Annotated in this window: 23 protein-coding genes and 1 other annotated feature; of the genes, 2 read left to right on the top strand and 21 right to left on the bottom strand. The window is 28.4% G+C overall.

Annotation, left to right across the window (positions count from 1 at the left end; all coding sequences use genetic code 11):
• Positions 1-42 precede the first annotated feature (42 nt).
• The 9 genes from LQE93_RS06225 to LQE93_RS06185 form a co-directional block, all read right to left on the bottom strand.
• Positions 43-549: a ferritin gene (locus LQE93_RS06225; protein WP_055264469.1), complete on the bottom strand. Its 507-nt coding sequence runs from the start codon at positions 547-549 to the stop codon at positions 43-45.
• 257 nt (positions 550-806) lie between these two features.
• Positions 807-2405, bottom strand: a complete 1599-nt coding sequence (locus tag LQE93_RS06220) for an amidohydrolase (RefSeq protein WP_055264471.1) — start codon at positions 2403-2405, stop codon at positions 807-809.
• 211 nt (positions 2406-2616) lie between these two features.
• Positions 2617-3261 (bottom strand): endonuclease III, encoded by a 645-nt coding sequence (gene nth, locus LQE93_RS06215; RefSeq protein ID WP_231072643.1) that lies wholly within the window; start codon positions 3259-3261, stop codon positions 2617-2619.
• A gap of 52 nt (positions 3262-3313) precedes the next feature.
• Complete coding sequence (gene queG / locus LQE93_RS06210) at positions 3314-4300, bottom strand: tRNA epoxyqueuosine(34) reductase QueG (RefSeq protein WP_231072641.1); 987 nt, start codon at positions 4298-4300, stop codon at positions 3314-3316.
• Between the two features lie 2 nt (positions 4301-4302).
• Complete coding sequence (gene epsC / locus LQE93_RS06205; protein WP_231072639.1) at positions 4303-4893, bottom strand: serine O-acetyltransferase EpsC; 591 nt, start codon at positions 4891-4893, stop codon at positions 4303-4305.
• A 218-nt stretch (positions 4894-5111) separates the two neighbouring features.
• Positions 5112-6020 (bottom strand): cysteine synthase A, encoded by a 909-nt coding sequence (cysK, locus tag LQE93_RS06200; protein ID WP_055264479.1) that lies wholly within the window; start codon positions 6018-6020, stop codon positions 5112-5114.
• Between the two features lie 112 nt (positions 6021-6132).
• Positions 6133-6370: a binding site (T-box leader), on the bottom strand.
• A 66-nt stretch (positions 6371-6436) separates the two neighbouring features.
• Positions 6437-7693, bottom strand: coding sequence for a magnesium transporter MgtE N-terminal domain-containing protein (locus LQE93_RS06195; protein ID WP_055264481.1), 1257 nt, complete (start codon positions 7691-7693; stop codon positions 6437-6439).
• 495 nt (positions 7694-8188) lie between these two features.
• Positions 8189-8698: a hypothetical protein gene (locus tag LQE93_RS06190; RefSeq protein ID WP_231072637.1), complete on the bottom strand. Its 510-nt coding sequence runs from the start codon at positions 8696-8698 to the stop codon at positions 8189-8191.
• A gap of 200 nt (positions 8699-8898) precedes the next feature.
• The gene (locus LQE93_RS06185; RefSeq protein ID WP_055264485.1) at positions 8899-9780 is read right to left on the bottom strand and encodes a YegS/Rv2252/BmrU family lipid kinase; all 882 of its coding nucleotides are present in this window, start codon (positions 9778-9780) and stop codon (positions 8899-8901) included.
• Positions 9781-9996: 216 nt separating this feature from the next.
• Between LQE93_RS06185 and pssA the strand changes: the two genes are divergently transcribed.
• Positions 9997-10518, top strand: a complete 522-nt coding sequence (pssA, locus tag LQE93_RS06180; protein ID WP_055264487.1) for a CDP-diacylglycerol--serine O-phosphatidyltransferase — start codon at positions 9997-9999, stop codon at positions 10516-10518.
• Between the two features lie 95 nt (positions 10519-10613).
• On the opposite strand, the gene LQE93_RS06175 is transcribed toward pssA, so the two are convergent.
• The 11 genes from LQE93_RS06175 to LQE93_RS06125 all read right to left on the bottom strand — a co-directional run bounded on the left by LQE93_RS06175 (position 10614) and on the right by LQE93_RS06125 (position 23520).
• Positions 10614-11036, bottom strand: coding sequence for a hypothetical protein (locus LQE93_RS06175; protein ID WP_070205651.1), 423 nt, complete (start codon positions 11034-11036; stop codon positions 10614-10616).
• 10 nt (positions 11037-11046) lie between these two features.
• The gene (cax, locus tag LQE93_RS06170; RefSeq protein WP_055264489.1) at positions 11047-12129 is read right to left on the bottom strand and encodes a calcium/proton exchanger; all 1083 of its coding nucleotides are present in this window, start codon (positions 12127-12129) and stop codon (positions 11047-11049) included.
• Positions 12101-12523: a hypothetical protein gene (locus LQE93_RS06165; protein WP_055264491.1), complete on the bottom strand. Its 423-nt coding sequence runs from the start codon at positions 12521-12523 to the stop codon at positions 12101-12103. The genes cax and LQE93_RS06165 overlap by 29 nt, the downstream gene beginning before the upstream one ends.
• An 11-nt stretch (positions 12524-12534) precedes the next feature.
• The gene (locus LQE93_RS06160; protein WP_055264493.1) at positions 12535-13077 is read right to left on the bottom strand and encodes a rubrerythrin family protein; all 543 of its coding nucleotides are present in this window, start codon (positions 13075-13077) and stop codon (positions 12535-12537) included.
• 138 nt (positions 13078-13215) lie between these two features.
• Positions 13216-14586: a SpoVR family protein gene (locus LQE93_RS06155; protein WP_055264495.1), complete on the bottom strand. Its 1371-nt coding sequence runs from the start codon at positions 14584-14586 to the stop codon at positions 13216-13218.
• A complete protein-coding gene (gene yhbH, locus LQE93_RS06150) occupies positions 14576-15760 on the bottom strand; it encodes a sporulation protein YhbH (RefSeq protein ID WP_055264550.1) in 1185 nt (394 codons plus the stop codon). The genes LQE93_RS06155 and yhbH overlap by 11 nt, the downstream gene beginning before the upstream one ends.
• A gap of 5 nt (positions 15761-15765) precedes the next feature.
• The gene (locus LQE93_RS06145; RefSeq protein WP_055264497.1) at positions 15766-17688 is read right to left on the bottom strand and encodes a PrkA family serine protein kinase; all 1923 of its coding nucleotides are present in this window, start codon (positions 17686-17688) and stop codon (positions 15766-15768) included.
• A 162-nt stretch (positions 17689-17850) separates the two neighbouring features.
• Entirely contained in the window at positions 17851-19617 is a 1767-nt protein-coding gene (gene recQ, locus LQE93_RS06140) for a DNA helicase RecQ (protein WP_055264499.1), read from the bottom strand.
• Positions 19618-19767: 150 nt separating this feature from the next.
• The gene (locus tag LQE93_RS06135; protein WP_055264501.1) at positions 19768-20412 is read right to left on the bottom strand and encodes a pentapeptide repeat-containing protein; all 645 of its coding nucleotides are present in this window, start codon (positions 20410-20412) and stop codon (positions 19768-19770) included.
• A 215-nt stretch (positions 20413-20627) separates the two neighbouring features.
• Complete coding sequence (locus LQE93_RS06130; RefSeq protein WP_055264503.1) at positions 20628-21668, bottom strand: aldose epimerase family protein; 1041 nt, start codon at positions 21666-21668, stop codon at positions 20628-20630.
• Between the two features lie 37 nt (positions 21669-21705).
• Positions 21706-23520, bottom strand: a complete 1815-nt coding sequence (locus LQE93_RS06125) for a glycoside hydrolase family 2 (RefSeq protein ID WP_070205652.1) — start codon at positions 23518-23520, stop codon at positions 21706-21708.
• Positions 23521-23709: 189 nt separating this feature from the next.
• Here LQE93_RS06125 and LQE93_RS06120 point away from each other — a divergent pair, with 189 nt between their 5' ends.
• Positions 23710-24642: an ArsR/SmtB family transcription factor gene (locus LQE93_RS06120; protein ID WP_055264507.1), complete on the top strand. Its 933-nt coding sequence runs from the start codon at positions 23710-23712 to the stop codon at positions 24640-24642.
• A gap of 101 nt (positions 24643-24743) precedes the next feature.
• Here the strand turns inward: LQE93_RS06120 and LQE93_RS06115 are convergent, their stop codons facing one another.
• Entirely contained in the window at positions 24744-26000 is a 1257-nt protein-coding gene (locus LQE93_RS06115) for an MBL fold metallo-hydrolase (protein WP_055264509.1), read from the bottom strand.
• Positions 26001-26007 lie beyond the last annotated feature (7 nt).

Raw genomic sequence — 26007 nt, 5'->3', positions numbered from 1 at the left:
ATAGAAGTAAACATTGTGCTACTTCATCAAAATTCAATATTATTATACTGTTGCAGGAACATAAACTCTCTTAGCAAGCTCATCATCCATTAGATATAATGCAGCTGGATTTCCTTCAACTCTTCTAACCTTTTTAAGTAAAGCATTGAAGTTATTTTCTTCTTCAACCTGCTCATCTATAAACCATTTAAGTAAGCTAATTGTAGCATGCTCTCTTTCTTCATAAGCAATATCTGTTAACTCATAAATCTTTTTAGTTACAAGTTGCTCATGCTTATATCCCTTTTCAAAAACATCAATTATTCCATCATACTTTGGCTGTGGTTTATCTATATGCTCTAATTCAATTGAACCATTTTTTTGATAAACGTAATCGTATAATTTCATTGCATGATCTAATTCTTCCTTAGCTTGGACTCTGAAGAAGTTTGCAAATCCACCTAAATCTAAAGATTCACAGTATCCAGCCATAGCAAGATATGTGTAAGAAGAATAGAATTCAAAATTTACTTGCTCATTAAGAGCTTTTAATAAATTTTCATTTAACATTTCTTTTAACCCCCTTATATTTAACGATTAATTTAACTATTGTATATAATAAATATTATGTTAATTTAATAAAAAATTATAACATTATCTGTTACTATTATATACCATATTCATTAAATGATAAACATACTCTTATAATTTTAATTTTTATATAATAAAGATTACTTATATAGTTCATTATTAATTGAACTATAACAACTTTCATGAACAAAGTAAGCTATACACTTTACTTATATAGCTTACTCTCGCTATTAAAACTATCTTTTCTTAAAGATAGTCTCTCCTTCTTTTATAGTTTCTACAACTTGTATATCCTTAATTTTCATTGGATCAACTTTTAAGATATTCTTATCTAATATAACTAAGTCTGCTAGCTTTCCTTCCTTTAATGTCCCTTTAATATCTTCTTCAAAATATTGATATGCTGCATTCTTAGTTACAGCTTTTAAAGCATCTAATGGACTTATTCTCTCATCATCACCTAATAAAACTCCATTTTTAGTTATTCTATTAACTGCACACCATATAGTTTCTAACATATTCGGCTCTATAACTGGTGAGTCCTGATGGAATGTATAAATTATTCCCTTATCTTGAGCTGATTTAGCTAAGCTTATTCTGCTCGCTCTTTCCATACCATAATTCTTAATATGAATATCTCCCCAATGATATACGTGAGCAACAAAAAATGATGGTATCATTCCAAGTTTTTTTACATTATCTAATTGATCTCTATCTAATAATTGTGCATGAACTATAACAGGTCTTATATCATTTGATGATTGAGTTTCTTGCTTTGCTAGTTCAAATTGATCTATGTATTGTTGGCATGCAGCATCACCATTACAGTGAACTAAAATCTGCATATTATCTTTTAATGCTAATTCTAAATATTGCTTTAATTCTTCATCTTTTTTTGTTCCATAAGCATAATAGTCTTTTTCTTCTCCTAAATATGGAGTTCTCATCCAAGCTGTACGTCCTTGTGGTGAACCATCTAAGAAAGTTTTGTATCCACCCATCTTTATGTGATTATCATATTTATTCAAGCAACTAGCAAACTTTTCTTTTAATGCACTAGCATTAGATATGTCTAAGAATCCTATTAAGTCTACTTTAAGCATCTTTGATTGTATTAAAAATTGATAAATAGGAGCTAGCTGTTCTACTACAAACCCTTCTTGAACAGTTGTTATTCCATTACTTGCATATGAATTCTGAGCCTTCATTAAATTGCCGAAAAACTCTTCATTAGACATCATAGGAAGCTTTTGAATATATTCCATAAAAGCAGCTTCTTCTATATATCCTGTAGGTTCTCCATCCTTCTTGCCAATTACTCCACCCTCTGGATTTGGAGTATCATTAGTAATTCTTAATTCATTTAAAGCCATAGTATTTAAAACTCCCATATGACCTGATTTATGCTTTACTATAATTGGATTATCTGGTGCTGCTTTATCTAATAATCTTCTAGTTGGATGCTCTTTCTCTACTAAAAAGTTTTGGTCATATCCATCACCTTGAATCCACTTACCTGCAGGTATATTATTTTTTTCAATAAACTTTTTTATAGCTGCTGCAACTTCTGCAAAACTTGTAGTTTCTTTAAGGTCTACTTGCGAAAAAGAGCTTGCATATCCAGAAAAGTGGCTGTGTGGGTCTATAAATGATGGCATTAAAGTTTTTCCCTGTAAATCTATTAGTTCTACCTCTTTACTTGCTTCCTTAATTAAATCATCTTTTTTTCCTAATTTATATATCTTACTATCCTTAACTAGAATAGCTTCAACATATAAATCATCTTCAAGAGTCAATATGTCACCATTGAAATATAACTTTTCATTATTTATCATCTTAAATCCTCCTTAGTAAAATATACCTATATGTATTTTTACTTTCTCTTTTTAATATCTTCCCCTTAAATTCCTAATATAACTTAAATAACTTACCTACTTGAATTATACTACTTTTGGTAAGAACAAATTGTAATTAATCTATTAATTTATACTTATAAAAATAAGAACACTTCTTTACAAAAAGTGTTTCTTAATAATAGTATTCTTTTTAAAACTTTCCATTCTTTTTCAATTCCTTGTAATATTTACATCTACTTTGCAGCCTACATTCTCCACATTTTGGGTTTCTAGCAATACAACATCTTCTTCCATGAAATATTAGAAGGTGATGTGCAAGACTCCATTCCTTTTTAGGTAATTCTTTTTGTAGTTGCTTTTCAACCTCTAAAACATTATCCGAGTCTGCTAATCCTAAACGATTTGAAACTCTAAATACATGTGTATCTACAGCTATTGAAGGAACTCCAAAAGCATTTGATAAAACTACATTTGCAGTTTTACGCCCTGCACCTGCTAAAGTCACTATCTCTTCCATAGTTTTAGGAACTTCACCATTAAAATTATTTTTAAGTTGATTACACATTATCATTATATTTTTAGCCTTGCTTCTATAAAGTCCTATTTGTTTTATTCTTTCTTCAAGTTCATCTATAGATAATGTTAAAAAAGCATCTAAATCTGGGTAATCTCTAAATAAAGTTTCAGTGACTTCATTAACCTTTTTATCTGTAGTTTGGGCTGAAAGTATAGTTGCTACTAATAGTTGAAATGGTGAATTATGCTCTAATTCACATTCGGCATCTGGGTATAATTCTTTTAATATATCTAAAATTGCTTTAGTTCTTTGCTTCATAATAATCACCTTTCTAATAACTTAAAAGTTAAAAATAATAATTTTATCTTTCCTAATTGTTAATTCTTTTAATCTCATCAATGCAATTATTTATCATTAGAGAATCTCCTTTATATTTTTCAATGTCTTCTCCTTCATTATGTAACCTAATTATTGCATTTCTTCTTATGACGTTTTTACCTCTCCATCCACAAGAAGTTTTAGATATTTTTTCTCTAAACTCTTTATTGTTTAAATCAGCATAATATCTTATATCAGTTTTATTCATAAAGTCTAATGACTTAAACTCTTCTAAATTAGAAAAACTAATTTCTTTATTATAAGGACAAGTATTCTGACAAATATCACAACCAAAAATTCTATTCTTGATAAGCTTATAATCTATCTTAGAAAGTTCCTTTTTTTGAGTTATGTATGATGAACATATATTAGGATTTTTTCTTCCTGTCATAATTGCTTTTGTTGGACAATTATCTATACAAACTTTACATTCATTACAACCCTCATACTTTTGAATATCCTCAAAAGTTCCTGCATCTCTACAACAAATTTCTAAATCTGTTATTATCTCACCTAAAAAAACATATGAACCATACTTTTTAGTTATAAGCATATTATTCTTTCCTATTATACCAAGTCCAGCTAAAAATCCTATATATCTTTCTGGAAGTGAATTGCTATCTACTAAAGGAATAGCTTTTCCTCCTAATTCATTTATATATGTACATATTTTATCTAAGTAGCTTTTAACTACTCTATGATAATCATATCCCTTTGTATAAACAGAAAATCCATTATCAACATCCTCTTTTCCCATATGATATGGGAAAGCTATAGAAATAATAGTTTTCCCATCTTCCATATATACATTAGGATTAATCCTTTTTTCTATATCATTTTCTTCAAATTCATTTTCTAGACCTTTTTCTTTTCTGTCTAAATAAAACTCACGTAACTCCTCAAAAACTCTGCACTTTACAAAACCAATAGTATCTAAACCTATCGAATTACAATACTTAACTATTTTTTCTTTAATCATTCCTAAATCACCATATCATTATAGATATTTTTTTTACTTTCATTATTTTTTTCTGTTTCTATCTCCGGGTTGCTTTTAACAACTCTAACTAAATTTTTTGCTGCTTTTCCTACTGCTGTAACTCCAGTTGGAACATCTTTTAAAACTACAGCATTAGCTCCAATCTTAGCTCCATCCCCTACTGTAATTGGACCTAAGACTTTAGCTCCACATCCTATCACAACATCATTTCCTATAGTTGGATGCCTCTTACCTTTATCTTTTCCTGTTCCCCCTAAAGTTACTCCATGATATATAGTAACATTATCACCTATCTCAGTAGTTTCTCCTATTACTACACCCATTCCATGATCTATAAACAACCCTCTACCAATTTTAGCACCTGGATGTATCTCTATGCCAGTAAAAAATCTTGCTAATTGTGATATAAGTCTTGCCATAAAGAAAAACTTTTTAGAGTATAAAAAATGAGCTATTCTATATGAAATTAGTGCATGAACACACGGATATAACAAAAACACTTCTAGCTTACTTCTAGCCGCAGGATCCTTTTCCATTATATTATTCAAATCATGACTCAAATTCTTAAACAATCTAATCCCCCTCCTTTGGTACGAGCTACTCTCGAAATATAAATATCACTTTGCCAGAGAAATATGCCTCTAGCAGATATGTTTCTCATTTATTCAATGAGACATTTTTCCATAATACAAAAACATATTTCTCTTTTACTTAGTCAAACATTTATTCCTGCTTTTAGCATATATTTCTCTTAAGCAAAGCTGAACATTTCTCCTAATTGCTCTGTATTTTACTCATAAATTCCCATAGATATATATTTTTCTCCTCCATCTGGAGCTATAGCTAGTACTTTTTTGCCTTTTCCTAATTTCTTAGCTACTTGTAATGCTGCAAAAAGTGCCGCTCCTGATGATATCCCTATTAGTATTCCTTCTTTCCTAGCAAATTCAACTGCTGTATTTATCGCATCTTGGTCTGAAACTGGTATTATTTCATCAACATATTCTCCTTTGTAAATTGAAGGAATGAATCCTGCACCTATTCCTTGAATTTTATGAGCTCCTGGTCCTTTTCCTGCCAGTACTTGTGATTTTTCTGGCTCTACAGCTACAACCTTTAATGTTTTTATATTTTCTTTTAATTTTTTAGCTACTCCAGTAATAGTACCTCCTGTCCCAACTCCTGCTACAAAAGCATCTAAATCTTTAATATCTTCTAATATTTCATCTGCTGTAGTTTCATAATGTTTATTTGGATTCGCTATATTTTCAAATTGTTGTGGCATGAAATATCCATAGTTATCTACTAACTCAGTAGCTTTTGCTATAGCCCCTTTCATCCCCTTTGCTCCTTCAGTTAAAATTAGTTCTGCTCCATAAGCCTTGATTAAATCTCTTCTTTCTTTACTCATAGTTTCAGGCATAACTATAATTACTTTATATCCTTTTACTCGTCCTATCATAGCAATTGCAATACCTGTATTTCCACTTGTAGGTTCTATTATTGTAGATCCTTCTTTTAATATTCCTAACTCTTCTGCTTTTTCAATCATCCCTAAAGCAGCTCTATCTTTAACACTACCACCTGGATTAAACTTTTCTAACTTAACATATACATCAGCACTATTTTCTCCTACCATATTGTTTAGCTTTAAAATTGGTGTTTTTCCTATTAAATCTAGCATTGAATTATAAATCATAATTATTCCCCTTTCTCTACACATATCTTTTATATATATTTAAAATTAATTTCTTTTATTATATAATAATAATTTTCCTAGGAATTTTTATAAAAAAAATACGCCTCTATAACTTAGAGACGATAAAATATCCGTGGTTCCACTCTACTTGGATTATATAAAAATAATCCCACTCAATAAAGGTACAATCATACCTCTTCACTATAACGGGTGAACCCGTAACACCGTACTATTATTTCAGGCTTAAACTCCAAAGGGCACTTCGTTATAAATTACTGGCAAAAAGTTCTCAGCATCCTTTTCTCTCTGTAACCTTCCTTTATACTACTTTCCTTTTTCACAGTTTTAATTCTTACTATTTAACTCTGTTTTATATTTTTATTATATGCTTTTCTCAAATTTTGTAAACACTTTTTTTAAAATTTATTTTTCTTTTTCCACATTGGGTATAAAAACTCATCTATTAAGTCATGAGTATTTACTGATCCAATTAAGACATCATTGTCATCAACTACAGGGATAGATAATAGGTCATATTTTGATACTATTTCTATAGCTTCATTTATATCAACAAAATGTCTTATAACATTAGTGTTTTCATTCATAGCTTCTCTAGCCTTTGTCTCAGGAGTATTCATTATCAAATCCTTAAGTGTTAATATTCCTAACACTCTTTCATCTTCATCTGTTATAAATATTGAGTTTAACTGCTCATCTTCTGGTTCAGTCTCTCTAAGAATTTCAATAATTTCACCTATTGTTATATCTATATTGAAAGAAATAAATTCTTTACTCATTATACTACCTACAGTTTCATCATCATACTGTAAAAGTTCTTTAACTTCATTAGCATCTTCAGCTTCCAAATTTATAAGAATCTTTTCTCTCTCATCATCATCTAGTTCATCTAAGAAATCTGCTATCTCATCATTAGGCATATTTTCTAATAATTCTGCAGCCTTAGCTTCACTTATATCTTTAATTATAGCACCTTTATATTCAGGATCTATTTCTTCTAAAGCATCTGCTGCTAAATCTTCATCTATGAATTCAAAAATTTTCTTTCTTGAATTTGAATCTAAGTCCTCTAATATATCTGCTAAATCTGCTGGATGTAATGTTGATAGTTTTTTATATGGTATAGCAATTTGTAAATTATTATTTACCATTTCTAAAGATTCAACATCATCCCACATAAGAACCTTATCTTCAAAATCCTTATGCAGTGTTTTATATATTAACTTTCCAACATTTAAAAGTCCAAATCTTCTTGCTCTAGCCATTGGTCCAGTTTCTACCGCTATTACTCTATATTCACCAGCTATTTCAGCAATTCTTAAATCATCAACTCTTACAACTTGCTTTCCATTTATATCTACAATTTTTTTATCTAAAAGGTGCTCTGATAAAAGATAAGAGTATCTTCTCGGCAGTATCTCTTTGCTCCCTCTAGTCATTATCTTTACTTTATTATCATTTTGTAAAAATATTACACTTCTAAATTCATAATGAAATGTTGATCTATCTCTCTTCACTTTATATCCTATAACTCTTGGATACCCTTCATCTGTAGTTACATAAATATCCTTTAATGTGCCTAATACCTCATCAAATTCGTCATATATCTTCTTGTCTAAAATGCTACTAAATAGTAGTACTGATAATTTTTTCATAAAGTTTCCTCCTATATTTAGAGAGAATAACTTTATTCAAATAATTTAAAACTTAAAGTAATTCCCTCTATACTATTATTTGATTTTTCTAACTTAATACTCTGAGGGACACCCTCCATCTTAAATTCACCACCTGTAAATTTTCTAAATAAATCTCTAGCAACTTAGCTAGTAGTATTTTAACAATATGTGTATATAATCTGATTCTGAATTAGCCTCAAATTTTTTATATACTAAACAATAAAGTTTTTATTAGCACATTTGCATATTAAGTGCTATTCTAAATGCAATTAAAAATGCCCATTAGCTGGGCATTTCATATACTAATATTATATTATAGAAACCTTGAAAGGCAACAAATTTTGATTTATATTTGAAATATTTATATTACCTATTTAATTTATTATATTATTTTTTATATCTATTCTAAAAAAAGAGATATCGTGATAATTTTTTATTACGATACCTCTTTTTCATTATTTAAAATATACTATATTATTTAAAAGTTCTTAACGCTTTATAGTTAACTAATAAAATTAATATATCTCCTATAAACGGATAAGGAAATACCTTTATTCCACCTAGGAAAATAATGAATTCAGCTATAGTAATCATAAGACTTATTGTAAGTAGTTTCATTCCCCATTTATTACAATACGGCTTGTCTACACATAGCAGTGCTACTATTGCAATAGATGCAATTATAATTAAATAAATAAGATTTGGTGTTAAACTATTTTTGAAAGTTATTATAAATCCAAATGAATTATTAATATTTATGTTTACCTTGTACAAATATAATTCGCCTATATATAGTAATAATAAAATAGCCATAAATATAAAATTATAATCAAATGTTGTACCTTCATTTCTTAAAAATATATATGCTGTACCTAATGCTACTAACGGTATAGCAGGATAATTAAGTAAGATAAAACATCTTAAAAAATATACTATTGTCTGTGATTCTATTAATGTCCCTATTAAAACTGCTATATATCTCATAAATAATAATGCAAATGTAATACAGAAAAATGTTTTCACTTTTTTAGGACATTTATTTTTATTTATTATTAGTAAATATAAAATAAAAATAATTATAAATATCAGAGTTAAAAGGTAAGCAAAATTTAACATAATATGTTCCTTTCATAGTGCTGTTATTTATAATTATTATTTTATTTTGTAAATTATTCTTTATTAATCTATTTTACACCTAAAATTTTCAGTCCACCTTTTATACACTTAATATCTAATGGGAAATCTGGACCTTTTTCTCCATCAATATCTGTAACTATATCCTCATAACATTCAATATGAATTTCCTTAGATTTGAAATATATTACATTTTCTGAGTCTAAGTGCTCCCCTTTTAATACCTTTATAAATAGAGGTATTAATTCCATTATAGGTATTGCCTTAAATATTATCACATCTAACAATCCATCTTTAGCATCAGACTTTGTAGCAAGCTTAAAGTTACCTGCTGTTTGGCCATTAAATACTAATAAGAAATACATCTCACCTTCAAAGTTAACATTTTCTGAGTTTATCTTAACCTTTAGCTTTCTGAAGTTTGGTAACTCCTCTAAGCCTTTTAGGTAATATGCTAATTTACCTATAGTATTTTTTATATTTACATCTGTTTTTTGTGATACATCTGTAAAAAGCCCTGTGCTTGCTACATTAACAAAGTATTTATCATTTATACTTCCTAAGTCTACTGTAGTTATATGTGAATTTATAATCCTATTACATGCTTCTTCTATATCTGAAGGTATACCTAAGAACTTAGCGAAATCATTTGCTGTTCCTACTGGTAAAATTGCTATAGGTATTGATATACCTTGCTTTGCCATCGCATTAACAACTGAATCAACTGTTCCATCTCCACCAGCTACTAAAACATATTTATAATCAAAATCTTTTACATCCTTAAAAGCCTCAGAAACATCTTCGTCTCTACTTATCCTATACGGAACTATAGTATATCCAGCATCTTGATGAATACTTATAACCTTATCTAACTTAGAAAGAATTAAATTTTCACCTGAGTAAGGATTGTAAATAAACTTTACATATCTCACAGCTCTACCTCCCTAGTATCTTTACTAAAATATTACATATATTAAATTATAACATACTTAACTTTTATAAATCATTATATTACTAATAATATTTTGTAAATAATCTTTATATAAATATAGCTTTTCTATATGATTACAAATTATAGTATTATATTTTATTAGGTATTATGTTATAATTATATATCATTAATTTGGAATTATTTTGGGAGTGATTATATGAAAAGATCTTATATTCCTAATGCTTTTACTTTTATTAATTTATCTTTAGGCATATGTTCAATTTTATCCACAATAGACGGTAATTACGCATTAGCAAGCATTTTTATACTTTTAGCAGGATTAATAGACAGATATGATGGGAGAATTGCGAGATTTCTTAATGCAAGTAGTGAGCTTGGAAAGGAATTAGATTCTTTAGCTGACTTAGTTTCATTCGGTGTAGCACCATCAATTCTATCTTTTTTATTATTTAATTTTAAAGGTGTAGGACCTACAAGCCTAATTGGATTTATAGTACTACTAACGTTTCCAATATGCGGTGCTTTTAGACTAGCTAGGTATAATGTATCTACCTTTGATGGTGTATTTGCAGGAGTGCCAATAACTATTGCTGGATGCTTTATGGCTTTATTTATTTTACTTACTATAAACGTAAATATGTCTGCAGTTATACCAATGCTTCTTATGATTGTATTTTCTTATTTAATGGTTAGTAATTTTAAATTAAAAAAATTCTAATTATAAAAAGCTGTGCATATGCACAGCTTTTTATAATTAATAATCTAAACATAAATCACTATAAAACTTAAAGTATTAATTATTTCTATTAACCATTAATTCTTATCTTTTTTAGGCTCTTCTTTAGGTCTAGGTCCATAGTTACCTCCAGGTGAGCTATTAAATCCTCCTGAACTAGTAACTCCTGGTGAGTTTGAAAATTGTAAATCACTATCCACCTCAGTTAAAATAAGGTCAGTATTACCATTTTTCAGTATATAATCATTCATAACTGCTACATACTTATAGTATGATTCCCCACACTCTTCAAGCAAATCTATTAAATGATCAATTTCATCTCCTAGTTTATCTGCTCTATTAACAGCTTCTTTGACATATTTTGTCCTTGCTTCTGGTATATTATTTAATTCAAAAGCACCTCCAATTAAAAGTCTATAGGAGTCTGTTAATGTTTTTAATAAACTAGCTAAATTACTTAAATTTATATAATACTCGTGTATTAATTTGTTATATCCCATTAGCTACCTCCTACACAAAAAAGTAACATATAGTTATGATTACATATACCGCTATTAATACTATTCCTTCAAACCAATTAGTACTACCATCAACGAAGACTATATATGACATAAAAATAGCTAGTCCTGCTATTATTATATTTAGTACTGAAAAAACTAAGGCCATTTGTATTCCTAGTAAAAAAGCTGTTAATACTAGAATTGGAGTTGCAAATAATGCTATTTGTATTCCTGAACCTATAGCTATCTCCAAACTTAAATTTACTTTATTTCTTACAGCACACATAATAGCTGAAATATTCTCTCCTATATTACCCAAAACAGGAATTAATATTATCCCCATAAATCCTTCGGATATATTAAAATTCTCTATAATAATATTAGCATCATTTATTACTTTTTCTGACAAAAAGTATATAGCCAAACTTATAACAAATATTTTTATTAGTAAGATAACTAACTCTCTCTTATCTGATTTCTTCTCCTCTATTTTTTCAGTTTTGTCATCTCCTAATATTAAATTACTATGTGTATATAATGAATATATTAGCCCTAACAAATATACACATATTAAAATTATTGATACTACAGCACTTATTTTTATTACTGTTTCAGATGGTATACTTGAATAATTATTTATGCAAGCCATTACTACCATAGATGACATAGCTAATAACAACATACTAAAGTTTGTTTTAGCATTATTCTTATTAAAAGTTTGTTGCTTATATTTTAATCCACCTAATAATATTGAAACTCCAAGTACTAAGAGCATATTATTAACTATACATCCTATCATAGCAGCTTGTACCATAGAAATAAGCCCTAATCTCAATGACCATATTCCCATTATTATTTCAGGTAAATTACCTAAAGTAGCTGTTAATAATCCTCCTTTTTTTTCTCCTATATATTCTGAAATACTAGAAGTGAATTCCCCAAGCATAAAGGCAAGGGGAATCATTGCAATTGAATGTATTACTAATCCTAATACTATATTAGTTGTATTAATAAAGAAGCACCCTAATGAAATTATAAATAGAATTATGCTATCTCTTGTTTTCCTATCTCTTAAAGCCTCTAGCATACTCATCATCTATATCACTATATACACTTCTACTATTTGATCCTTTATAATTTTCTTTTGTTTCTCCTTTATTTATATATTTATCTTTATTATTTGTAGCACTATTTATATACTCATCATCTATAGAGTTGTACATAGTTGCCTCCACATAAGTAGCTTCTTTCTCCTGTAATGCCTTATAATATTCTTCATCAACTTCTTGTCCATTTGTTTCTTTACTACCAGGCTTTATATAAGTGGCCTCTTTATTTTGTAATGCTTTATAATACTCCTGATTAACTTTCTCTTCACCAGTACTCTCTCGATTCATTTCTGTTGTGCGTTTATCTAACAACCCTAAATTTTCCTTATAATCATACATAACAGGAACAAAAAAGTCCCTAGGCATTGATATATACATAACTTTTCCTCCTATGCATCTTTAATTTCACAGCATGGTTTAAAATATGCCCTTGGATATTTGCAAAGTGGACAAATTAACGGAGCTTCAGTACCTTCATGTATATATCCACAATTCATACAACACCACTTAGATTCTTTTGGTCCACTAAACATTGTTCCATCTTCTAATTTGTCATATAGCTTCTTAAATCGTTCAGAATGTGATTCTTCTACTTCTTGCAATTCTTTAAAGAAATCAGCTATATCATTAAACCCTTCTCTCCTTGCTTCATCTTCAAACTTTTTATAAATATTCTTGTATTCTTCGTTTTCCCCCATAATAGCATCTAATAAATTCTCACAAGTAGAATTCACATCTTTTAAGAATTGTCCATATACTCTCCTAGCATGAGCTAGTTCATTTTTAGCTGTCTTATCAAATATTTCTCCTACCCATTGATATCCTTCTTGTCTTGCCTTCTCAGCAAATAATGTATACTTAGTATTTGCTCTACTTTCTCCTGCAAAGGTTCTATAAAGATTTTTTTCTGTATTACTTCCTTTTAAATCCATAGTCTTCTCCTAAAAAATATTTACACTATTAAAATATTCAAAAGGATTTAATATGTGCCTTTAAGAAATAAGAGAGCAGCTTGAACTTAATTCATTCAAACTGCTCTCTTATTTCTAATTTACCATTATCCATTATCATTAATTGATATAAATTTTTCTATCATTATCACATAAGATTTCTATATTTTTACCTTCCCTTGTTTTTGTCTTTAATAGTACTTTTCTTCCCCATAGATCAAATAAATACTTTAATGTCTCTTTAGCATATAAAAGTTCTAGTTCTCTTCCATCAAATACATGTTCTAATGTTAAAGTACCATCTTTTCTGTCTAAGTCAACAATTCTGATATATGGTATTCCACCTACTCCACAAGTAGATGATAATGTATCTCTTATAATCTTCCATCCTTCATCATCAGAAACTTCTTCGATTACAAAATCAAAGCTCTTTTTAGCATATTGGAACAAATTCAATTCATTACATAAATCTTGTGTTAAATATTTTCTTAAGAATGAATTATCTCTTTCTAGACTTCTAACCTCAAAAAGCTTTTCTCTTCCATATCTCTTTTCAATATCTTGGAATATCTTAAATCCCATATAATAAGGGTTAAGTCCACCAAGTATAGGAGCTATTACATCATTGTGTCTTTTTAAGAATTCAAAATGAAGTCCTTCTGGTAATTCCAAAGAATTTAAAATTGTGTAGTGCCAATAGCTTGCCCATCCCTCATTCATTATCTTAGTTTCTATTTGTGGCATAAAATATTCAGTTTCTCTCTTAACTATTTTTAATACAGTCTTTTCCCATTCTTCTAGATATCCATATTTAATTATAAATCCTATAACATCATCACAAGGTTCAAGTGGTATTTTATTTAAATCAGGAAGTTCTATTTCTTCATCTTGGTCTAAAACATATCTACCTTCAATCTTTCTATTATACTCATTCATTAGATTAGCTTTTATTTCTTCCTGACTTAACTCCTTAACACCTACTACTCTTGGTATTTGAAACTTTAATGCATGAGCTGCATCTAATATCTTTTCTACCTTTGCATATCCTATATTAGGATCATTAACATATCCTCTTATTATTTCAGCATCTAGCTTAAACATCTCTAAAGTATAATAAGCCTTAGTTCCTTCTTTAAATAATCTATTATTTTTGAAGAAATCATTATGACCATATACGTGTGCCATTGTTAGTATTTGTAATAATAATGAATTTTCTCTCATCAAATATGCTAAGCATGGGTCTGAATTAATAACCATCTCATATGGTAATCCAGTTAAATTAAGAGAATATAATGTTTTGTTTTTTTCGTATGCTTTTCCATAGCTCCAATGTGGATATTTAGAGGGCATACCTACGTATGCCTCATATCCAATCATTTCATTATATCCAATTATCTCAAATTCTTGAGGATAATAGTCTAAACCAAAGCTTTTAGCTTTTTCTTCTATTTTTACATTCCATTCTTGTAAATCATTTAAATTATACTCCATCGTTTCCCTCCTTAAGCTCCTTACTAAGCATTATCTTTAAAGCATCCCAAAGATTTTTCTTTTCCTTAATTATTACAGATACAAAGTTCTTTTCATGTATCTCTTTATTAAAACGATAATACATAGTAGTTGAATAAGTTGATGGTAAAAGTTCAGCATATCCAAACATATTACTTATTTCACATAAATTTTTAACTGCATTTATTGCTCTTTCATTATCCTCTGACCAGTTATCACCATCACTAGCATATATAGGATATATATTCCATACCTCTGGAGAATACTTCTCTTCAATTATCTTTAATGCCAAATTTAATCCACTAGATATATAAGTTCCTCCTGATTCAGCTTTATGGAAAAATTCATATTCATTTACGTTCTTAGCCACAGTAGTATGTGAAATAAACTCAAAAGCTATATTATTATATTTTCTTTTTATAAATCTAGAAAGTACAAAGAAGAATGACCTTGCAAGATATTTTTTAGTAGTATCCATAGACCCAGATACGTCCATTATAAATATTAAAACTGCATTACTTTCCTTTTTAGGTTTCTTTTTAACTTTGTAATACCTTAAATCATCTTCTCTAAATGGGAATCTTTCTAACTCCTGATCTATACCACTTTCCATTAAAGCTCTCTTCTTACCTTGTTTTCTTGCTGTCTTAGACATAACAGTCTTTTTCTTTGCCAACCTTGGTCGTATTCCGTACTTTTGATACCCACGCTTCCTTGAAGCACTTTCTGTTAAAACTTCTGAAAACTTCTTTCTATCTAGATTAGGCAAGTCTAAATCTTCTACTATATAATCTAATAATTCTTCCATAGTGATTTCTGTTTCATAAATATCATCACCTTCGCCTTGCCCTGCTCCTTTATTTCCTTTTTTTCCACTACCATCTGCTGAGCCGACTTTATCCCCTCTTTTTTCTTCACCAGTACCAGATGCTACTCCAGTACTATTTTTACCAAAAATAAATTGATACTCTTTAATTCCTCTAATAGGTATTTTAAACTTCTTATTTTTAGTTTCACCTACTATACTTTCCTCTGATAATATGTCGCCAATATTTTCTTTTATAGACTTCTCTACTAATTGTCTGTGTCTTCTTCTATCTTCTATACTTCTATCGTGTTCAATAGGATTATCGCTATTATCTCTAAAGATTGCCATAGCTATCAATCCTTCCACAAATTATTGGCAGCATATTTTAAGATTACATCACAGCAGTGTAAGCAGTATCCATTATTTTGCATTTCTTCTACCATCGCGTTGTATTTTTCAGCTTGCTCAGTATCTCTAACTCTTGACTTAGTTATAATTCTTGATAAATCTTTTACTGATGCCATAAGTTTCTTTTCGATAGCTTCTTTTAATGGCTCATAAGAAGTATAGTCTATCTTTGATCCATTTCTAACTAAGTAGAACATATATGATGTTACATCTGCTCTAAAGCCCTTAGCTGATGCTTCAGATACTCCAATTTGCTCTTCTATGCTTCTCATAAAATCTTCATCTGGATTTAATTCCTCTCCAGTTGAAGCATCTTTGATTTTTGTCTTATTAACAAAAGCTTCTGCATTATCTATATAATTATTGAATAAACTTTCAGCTTGTTCTCTAAATGAATGTATAAATGCCTTAGTAATTTCTTTTTCAAGAATCTTATTATATTCTTTTCTTATTGTATCTTGAATAAATGCAAGATATCTCTTCTTATCTTCAGCTGCAATATCAAGTTCCTTAATAGATTTTATTATGCTTTCCATTATGCTTAACGGATTTATACAATCATATTCTGAATTTGATAAAGCATTATCTATAGCTTTAACTATAAATCTTGTACTGATACCTTTCATTCCTTCATAAGGACCAGCTTCTTCTCTAAGTTCACTAATATCAATTCGTTTTGTTGTTCCTTTTTCAACTAAATCTTCACCATTATAAATCTTTAACTTAGTTATAGGGTCAACCTTAGCTGATGGAGTTAATCTTGAAAGTATAGCAAACATTGCTGCAATTTCAATAGTGTGTGGTGCAATATGAGCTTTAAAGTTACTCTTATTTAATATCTTTTCATATATTTTCACTTCTTCTGCAAGCTCTAAGCAGTAAGGTACTTCTACCTTAACTATTCTGTCTAAAATAGCTTCATTAGTATGGTCTGATTTAAACCTATTCCACTCAGCTTCATTAGAGTGAGCTATTATAAGACCATCAAAATAAATCATTGATCCTTTACCAGGTGATGGTATAGATTTTTCTTGAGTAGCTGTTATTATAGTATGAAGATATTCAACATCATTTTTAAATACTTCTATAAATTCAACTAATCCTCTATTACCAACGTTAAATGCACCGTTTAATGAGAATATTCTAGGGTCATCTTCTGGATAAATATCCATCTTAGAGATATCTATAGCTCCAGTAAGTATTGAAGTATCTTGGTTATTAGGGTCTACAGGTGGTACTACCCCTATACCTTTTCTTGAACGAATAGAAAATCCTGTTGTTTCTACTGGAACATTCTCATATTCACCATTATATTCATTCAATAATTTATACTTACATATTGGACATAAGTCTCCTTCAATTTGAACACCTAATAATTCGTTAAATTTTGGTCTTAAATGATTTGGCACTAGGTGTAAAGGTTCTTCATGCATTGGACAACCTTTGATTGCATATATAGGTTCACATTGAACTAATGCATTTTTCAAAGCTTCTACTAATGAAGATTTACCTGCTCCAACAGGACCTACAAGATATAATACTTGTCTAGATTCTTCACCTTTCATTGATGCAGAATGTAGGTAATTTACTATCTTCATAATTACATTATCAATACCAAAAAATTCATCTCTAAAGAATCCATATTTCTTTATGGTTTCGTTTCCGTATATTTTCTTTATTCTAGGGTTCTCTTCTCCCTTTAAAGTTTCAACTCCTTTACTCATAATAGTGTCATATATTCTCTTATGAGCAAGCTTAGCTACATCAGGATTTTCTCTTAGTATTTCCAAGTAATCTAGAAATGTGCCTTCAAACTTATCTCCATTTCTGCTTTCTCTATCTGTACGAATAAATTCCTTAAAATCCATAACTACTCCCCCTTTATAATTTAGTATATTATTGTCTTGAATATATATATGACTATTTTTTATATTAAAATGACTACATATTATTTAAATAAAAAAAGGTTAGGAATTATTTTCTCAATTCCTAACCTTTTTTTATCTATTATTTAATTCTTTTAAAATATTTTATTGCACCTTTTCGTGCCTCATCAAATCTAACAATTCTTCACCATACTTTTCAAACTTCTTCTCACCCATACCTCTTATAGATAATAACTCTTCTTTATTTTTAGGATGTTTGTTAGTAATTTCTATTAATGTTGAATCAGAAAAAATTATATATGGCTTAATTCCTTCTTTCATAGCTCTATCTTTTCTCCATAGTCTAAGACTATCAAATAATTCTTTGTTTAAAATCTTAACCTCTAAATCATCACTTAGTTTGCATATTACCTTTAATCCTGATTTTAATACCTTATAAGATTTATCGTTAAGCTTTAGCATAGAATATGTTCCTTCTTTTAAGTCAACATAGCCAAGTTCTAAAAGAGTTTTTATCAAATCTCTTATAAATTTACTGCTATAATCTTTCATTATTCCATAAGTAGTTAATTTATTTAATCCATCACTAGCTATTTTAGGCCCACTCATTCCTCTTAATACATCTACTAAGACAGAAATACCATACTTCTCCCTACTTCTATAAACACAAGAAAGTATCTTTTGAGCTTCTATTGTATAATCTCTAAGCTCCTCATTATTTAAACAATTGCTACAGCTATTACAATAACCTCTTACATTTTTCTCACCAAAATAATTCAGTACAAAAGACCTATAGCATTCTTTACTTTCACAAAGGTCTATCATTCTTTGAAGTTTCGATATCTCAACTTCCTTTCTATTAAGAGACGCTGTAGTATAAATTAAATATTCTAAAGTTCTTATATCACTTCTATTAAATAATAAATAACATTTAGAAATATCACCATCTCTTCCTGCTCTTCCTATTTCTTGATAATAACTTTCTATATTTTTAGGAATAGTAAAATGCACGATATATCTTACATTAGGTTTATCTATTCCCATTCCAAAAGCATTAGTAGCTATCATTACATTTATATTTTCTTTAAGAAATTCCTCTTGATAATATACCTTTTCATTATCTTTTAATCCTCCATGATATTTACCTACCTCATATCCTAAATCTTTAAGATAATAATAAAGATTATCTACCTCTTTTCTTGTAGCACAATAAATTATCCCTGCATTATCTTCATTTTCTCGTATAATATCTTTTACAAACTCTAATTTATCCTCTTCAATATGTACACTTATAATAAGATTATCTCTATCAAAACTACCAAGATATTTATATGGATTTCTTAAATCTAAAAGCTTTATTATATCTTCTCTAACTACTTCTGTTGCAGTTGCTGTAAAAGCCGTTATTACCGGTCTATTAGGTAAACTATTTATAAATGGCGCTATTTCCCTATAGCTCTTTCTAAAATCATGCCCCCATAAAGATACACAATGTGCTTCATCTATAGCTATTTGACTTATCTTCAATCTTCTTAATTGCTTTTTAAAAAAATCATTTTCTAATCGCTCTGGTGCTATATATAATAATTTTACCTCTCCACTTTTACACTTTAAAATTATGTTATCTATCTCTTCTAAACTTTGACTACTATTTATGTACTGTGCCGGTATTCCATTATAATCTAAACTATCAACTTGGTCTTTCATAAGTGCAATAAGAGGTGAAATAACTATTGTCATACCCTTAAATATAACTGCTGGTATCTGATAGCATATTGATTTTCCTCCACCAGTAGGTAAAACTCCAAAACTATCTCTACCCTTTAAAATATTAGTAATTATCTCATACTGCCCTTCCCTAAAAGAACTATAACCGTAATACCTTTTTAAAGCCTCAAATACAACATTCATATCATCACCCCTTTCTTTAGTTAAGAGTTAAAAGTTTATAGTTAATAGTTTCTTACTTTATATTTTAAAATCTGTTCAACAGATTTTTTTCCTTTAGTATAGAATCACCTCAAATTAAGTAATAAATTATTATAGTTGAAATGATATTTATTACTTGATTTTAAGTCCCATTAATCTTGTTAAGTCTAATCCTTGCATTGCTGTTACTGTAGCTCCATATATATTTTCTATATCGACATCTATTCCTTCAATATCACAACTTGTAAAATCTTGTTTTCCTAAGAATGTTTTATTAAAATATCCATTAGTTAAATCACATTCTTCAAAAACTACTTTATCTAGTTTTACTTCTTGAAATACTGCTTCTTTTAAATTAGATTCAATAAAGTTTACATTCTTTATTTTACTAAAAGAGAATGTTGCATAACCTCCCATTACATTTTGGAAAGTTGCATCTTTAATAGAACACTCTGAAAAATTAGCACCCATAAGCTTGCAGTTTACAAATTCAACTCTATGTAAACCTCCACCAGAAAAAGATACATTAGATAAATCACAATTTTCAAATCTCGAATCTAATAAATCTATTCTAGTAAAATCGCAATCTTCAAATGCTACATTTCTAAATATACACGAATCAATAGTAATTCCAACATCATTTTTTTCTCTTATATCTCTATCTTCAATAATTTTATTTTGAATCTTTTCTTCATAAATCACTTCATCGTATATATCTTCAATTTCTTCAAAATCATCTATAAACTTAGGCTTTTGAACTTTTATTAACTTAGCCATAATACTCTCCTCTTTAATACCAAAATATTTATTAAATTAATAATACAACAAATATCTATAATTTTCTTTAAAAATATATTTATTATATAAATTATAACTATTTTTATACTTCTAAATAAATAAACTACCCATTAAACATTTTAAAATTATTTAAGAGGTAGTTTATATTTTTTAAATTTTAGTATTAACTTTTTTATCTAGTAAGTTTTTTAGATTTATTTAGTCGAAAATTTATATATAGTCTTTTCTTTAAAACTTTCTCCTTCTTTTAATATTACTGATGGGAAATTTGAACACTCTAGTGAGTTTGGGAAATATTGAGTTTCAAGACATAATCCAGCTCTCTTATTATAAACAGTATTACTCTTTCCGTTCTCTCCATCTAATACATTTCCACTATAAAACTGAACTCCAGGACATGTAGTATATATTTTCATTTCTATACCACTCTCATCTCCTTCAAGCTCTCCCACATACTTCATATTTTCTTCGGAGTCTAATATAAAGTTATGGTCATATCCTAATCCATTCTTTAATTGAATGTCTTCATCGTTTATATCTCTTCCTATTTTTTTACCTTCTCTAAAATCAAATGGAGATTCTTCTACATTTAATATATTTCCTGTTGGTAAGCAATGCTCATCATTTTCAGTATACTTACTTGCATTTAATTTTAACTTATGTCCTAATATATTACCTTTATTTTCACCATTTAAATTAAAATAACAATGATTTGTTAAGTTAACTATAGTCTCTCTATCAGTAGTTGCATAATAGCTTATTATTAGTTCACCTTCATCATTAAATTCATATTTCACTTCTATACTAAGATTCCCTGGATACCCCTCTTCTAAATGCTTTGAAACTCTAAAAAAAGTTATACTATTTCCATTAATAATATGATCCCAAACATATCTATCAAATCCCTTTTTTCCTCCATGAAGATGATTAGGTCCATTATTAATAGCTAATTCATATTTAGTGTCATTTAAAATAAATTTACCTTCTTTTATTCTATTTGCATGTCTTCCTATAATAGCTCCTAAATACGATATATTATTTTCATATTCTTCTAAAGTTTTATATCCTAGGCATACATCTACTAAATTTTCATTTTTGTCTAATACATTTATTGATGTTAATGTACATCCATAATCTAATATTGTAATATACTCTCCTATTTGATTTTCAATCTTAAACTCATGTACTGCGATACCTTCTTTAGTTATTCCAAACTCTCTTTTTGTTATTCTCATTACTATCCCCCACTAAATTATGTTGTTTCTAATATTTCTACTTAAAAATAAATCCTAAGTTGTGTTTATACTCTAATATTTCTCTAATTTTATCAGGTTCAAACTTATATTTATGATTATGATCTAATAATCCATTTACTTCTTGTTCTACATCAGTAAGTTGTGTATAACAGAACCCACATACGTCTTCTATATCCATAACAACTTGAGTTAGCTCATTTATCTTATTTATTACAGAATTCTGATCTTGTAATCTTTCTCCATATCCCCACGATTTATCTGAATTACTTTCATCAATATCGTATGCAATCCCACCATATTCACTTATAATTATTGGCCCATTATTATACTTATAGCCCTCACTATAACATTTTCTTGTACTAGTCTTAGATGGTGAACCATTTGCTGCTTTCTCTATATTTTTGTAACTTTCGGCCATAGTGTCCTTATCTGAATTATAATCATGAATAGTTAATATATCTGATATAGTATGTTCCCATCCATCATTACCAACTACTAATCTACTATTATCTAAAGATTTTGTTAAGTAAAATAAGGCATTTACAAAGTTTTGTTGTTTTCTATCACTATATACTTCGTTTATTCCCCATGATTCATTTAAAAGTGTATAGACTATAACTGAAGGATTATTATAATGCTTGTCTATAAAAGAATATAATTCCTTTGTCACATTTTCATTTGTTATATTACTATATTCAAATGTACTTGGCATTTCTGCCCACATAACAAGACCTAATGTATCACATAGGTACATATATCTATTATCTTCTATCTTCTGGTGCTTTCTAGCTCCATTAAAGCCCATTTCTTTAATCTTTAATACATCATCCTTTAATTCTTCTGGTGTAGCAGTTAATCCACCATCTTTAAAATACCCTTGATCTAATATTAGTTTTTGGTAAAATTCTTGATTATTTAAGTATATCTTTCTTCCTATAGATTCAACTTTTCTCATACCAAAATAACTATCTATCTTATCCAGTGTTTCTTCTTTTCTACATAATTTAAATTTTATATCATAAAGATTTGGCGTATTTGGGGTCCAGAAGTTCAATCTAAAATCTGGATCTTCAGAACTTACATCTATAGTTAATCTTGCTCTCTTGGATTTAAATGCAGTCGCAAATCTAGTTATAAACTCTCCTTTAAAATAAACTTCTCCAAAAAGATCTACAGTTTTATCATCTTGATTTATTCTTATATCTAAATCTAATGATGCATTATCTATCTGTGGAGTCATTTTAACATCAGTTAAATATGTATCTCCTACTTCTTCAATCCATACTGGCTGCCATATACCTACTGTTCTTGTATACCAACATAAGAAATTTTCTTTTTTCCATGATTGTTTACCTATAGGTTGAGTGCACTCATTTCTATCTTCAACTCTTATAATTACTGAGTTATTTTCTTTAATATATCTTGTAATATCCAAACTAAAGGGAGTATGTCCTCCTACATGTGTGGCCATATGATTTCTATTTATCCATATATCGCATTTATAATCTACTGCTCCAAAATTTAATATATATCTCTTATTTGCTTTTATATCTATTTTTAACTCTTTTTTATACCATACAATTTGATGATCTTCATTTAATTCAATTCCTGAATTCTTAGTATGATAACTATATGGTACTTTAATTTTCATACTATAAAAGCTATCATCCATGAAACGTTCATTTAATTCACCTACGTTTTCATCATCAAATGCAAATTTCCATTCTCCATTTAAATCAATCCAATTTTCTCTTACAAATTGAGGTCTTGGATAATGCAACTTATCTAAAATAATAATCCTCTCCCATCCCAATAAGATTAGCTTAAACATTAATCAACTATGAATTCTTACACATATTTAATTAATCTTTTAGTTATTCTATTAACTTTTTAGTTACTTTTTATAATATAAATATATTTAATTTACTATCTTTTGTCAACGTTTTCTAATGCTGCTTTATTTAATAATACAGATAAATCTTTATGCTATAATAACTATATGAAATGGAGGACTGTTTGCATGGATAATCGCTATGTTGAAAAAAAATACATTAAAGCTTTAAATAAAAACTTACCTTTTTTCCAAGCACTTGCTAGTGATACAAGGTTAAAAATTATATCTTTACTTCAAAATAAAGAAATGTCAATTAAAGAATTAAGCTCTGCTCTTAATATTTCATCTGCTGTAGTTACAAAACATATAAACATATTAGAAGAAGTTGATATTATAGAGTCATACTCTCAACCTGGAGTAAGAGGATTACTTAAATTATGTAAAATAAAAACTAATGAAGTCCAAATTATATTAAATAATAATTATGAAGAGATTAATAAAAACTTTATTGAAATAGATATTCCTATTGGAGCTTATTCTTCTTTCAAAATATCTCCACCTTGTGGCTTATCATTAAAAGATAAATTATTTGGAGTTTTAGATGATCCTAGATATTTTGCTGCACCTAATAGAATTGACTTATCTTTAATATGGTTTACATCTGGATATTTAGAATATCCTATACCTACTTATGATATTAATTTCAACAACTTAGTTGAGATGGAAATTTCTCTAGAGATTTGTTCTGAATTCCCTGGATATAACAACTCTTTTAAGTCAGATATTTATTTTTACTTAAATAACATTCCTTTAGGAAAATGGATAAGTCCTGGTGATTTTGGTGATAGAAAAGGTGTGTTTACACCTAATTGGTGGAATCTTGGAAGTGAATATGGTTTACTAAAAACAATTAAAATAAATAATACTGGAGTATATCTAGATGGTATTAAACTTTCTTCAACACCTTTAAGTGAATTTTTAAAAGAAGATAATGATGCCCTATTATTTAAAATAGAATGCCCTGCTGATACCCATAATCCGGGTGGTATAAATATCTTTGGAAAAAACTTTGGTAATTTTGATCAAAATATTAAAGTTAAATGTCATTATAACAAGTAACCTTATTGTTTTTTACATAATATTTTCAAAAATATACACCCTAGTAAACTCTTACTAGGGTGTAGTAATAATAAAATAATTCTATAGTATATTTTCTCAAGTTAGTTTAAATTATAACTTTCACCAGTAGAAAGACACATCGCACTAACTCCAGTATTAGCTAAATTTGATATAACATTAACTGTTTTATCTTTATTTGAATGGAAAAGGATTATTGTTTTAGCTTTTAGATATTCATTAAACTCAACTACATCTACATCATCAAAGTGAACTTTAAAAATTACATGGCCTTTTTGTAATTTTACTAAATTGTTTTTACAATATTCATCATTAAATATTTCAGCACCTATAGTTCCCTTTGCTGCATGTCCTGTAATTATAACTTTATTTCTACTGTCTTCTTTAAGATGTTCAAAATAGTATTTTCCCTGAACTGCTGTAAGCATTCCGTCTTGAGTTAATATTACAGATGGCTCATCTTTTAAACATACTTCTTCTCTATCTTCCATTGTATCAATACATACAACATTTCCAGAGTCTAAGCTTCCCTCTATATTCTTAACCCAATCTGTCATATCTGATAATTTTTTATAATTATCTATTATTTCTTTATCAACATATAATGGCATGTCTTTTATATTTTCACAAAGGAATTTATATATATCACATCCACGTCCATTTGGAGGTAATGGTAACACAGCCTTTCCCCCTATTGATAAAGTTTCTTTAACTGAATTTAATAATATTTCATACTGCTGAGATTGCTTAAGTATCTTTCCTGCATAGGCACAATTAAGAATTGCTGCATCAACTTCATGTGGCTTATCATTATGTAGAAGCATAGGTTCTGATACTATGTCTCCAGAATAGAATATCTTCTTTCCTTCGACATTTACTATAAACCATATCCCACCTACAACGTGCCCACTACGTCCAACTGTTATCTCTACGCCGTCAATATTATTTAATCCTATATTAAGTGTTTCAAATTCAACCTTTGTTATATCTTCTTCACTAAATGGAATTACTCCATTATTTTCTTTAACAAAGTTTTTCCACTTATTCATAAAGTTTGGTGTTGAATTTGCTGTTGGGCTCGAAGCATATACTTTACCTCTATATCCCATACTATATATTAAAGGCAGTGAAGCACTATGATCTTCATGTGCATGAGATAATAATACAAATCTTAGTTTAGATACTAATTCCTTTGTTAAAACAGGATAATCACCTACACCATTTTCATTAATCTCTCTTTTTACACCACAGTCTAATAAAATGACACCTTCTGACCATTCAATAGCATAGCAGTTACGTCCATTTTCACCACTACCGCCTAATGAATATAATTTAATCATCGTTTCC

This window comes from Clostridium sp. NSJ-145, assembly GCF_021044725.1.
Taxonomy (GTDB): domain Bacteria; phylum Bacillota; class Clostridia; order Clostridiales; family Clostridiaceae; genus Clostridium; species Clostridium disporicum_B.
The sequence above is the reverse complement of the archived record's forward strand: the minus strand, read 5'-3'. Positions and strand labels throughout refer to the sequence as shown.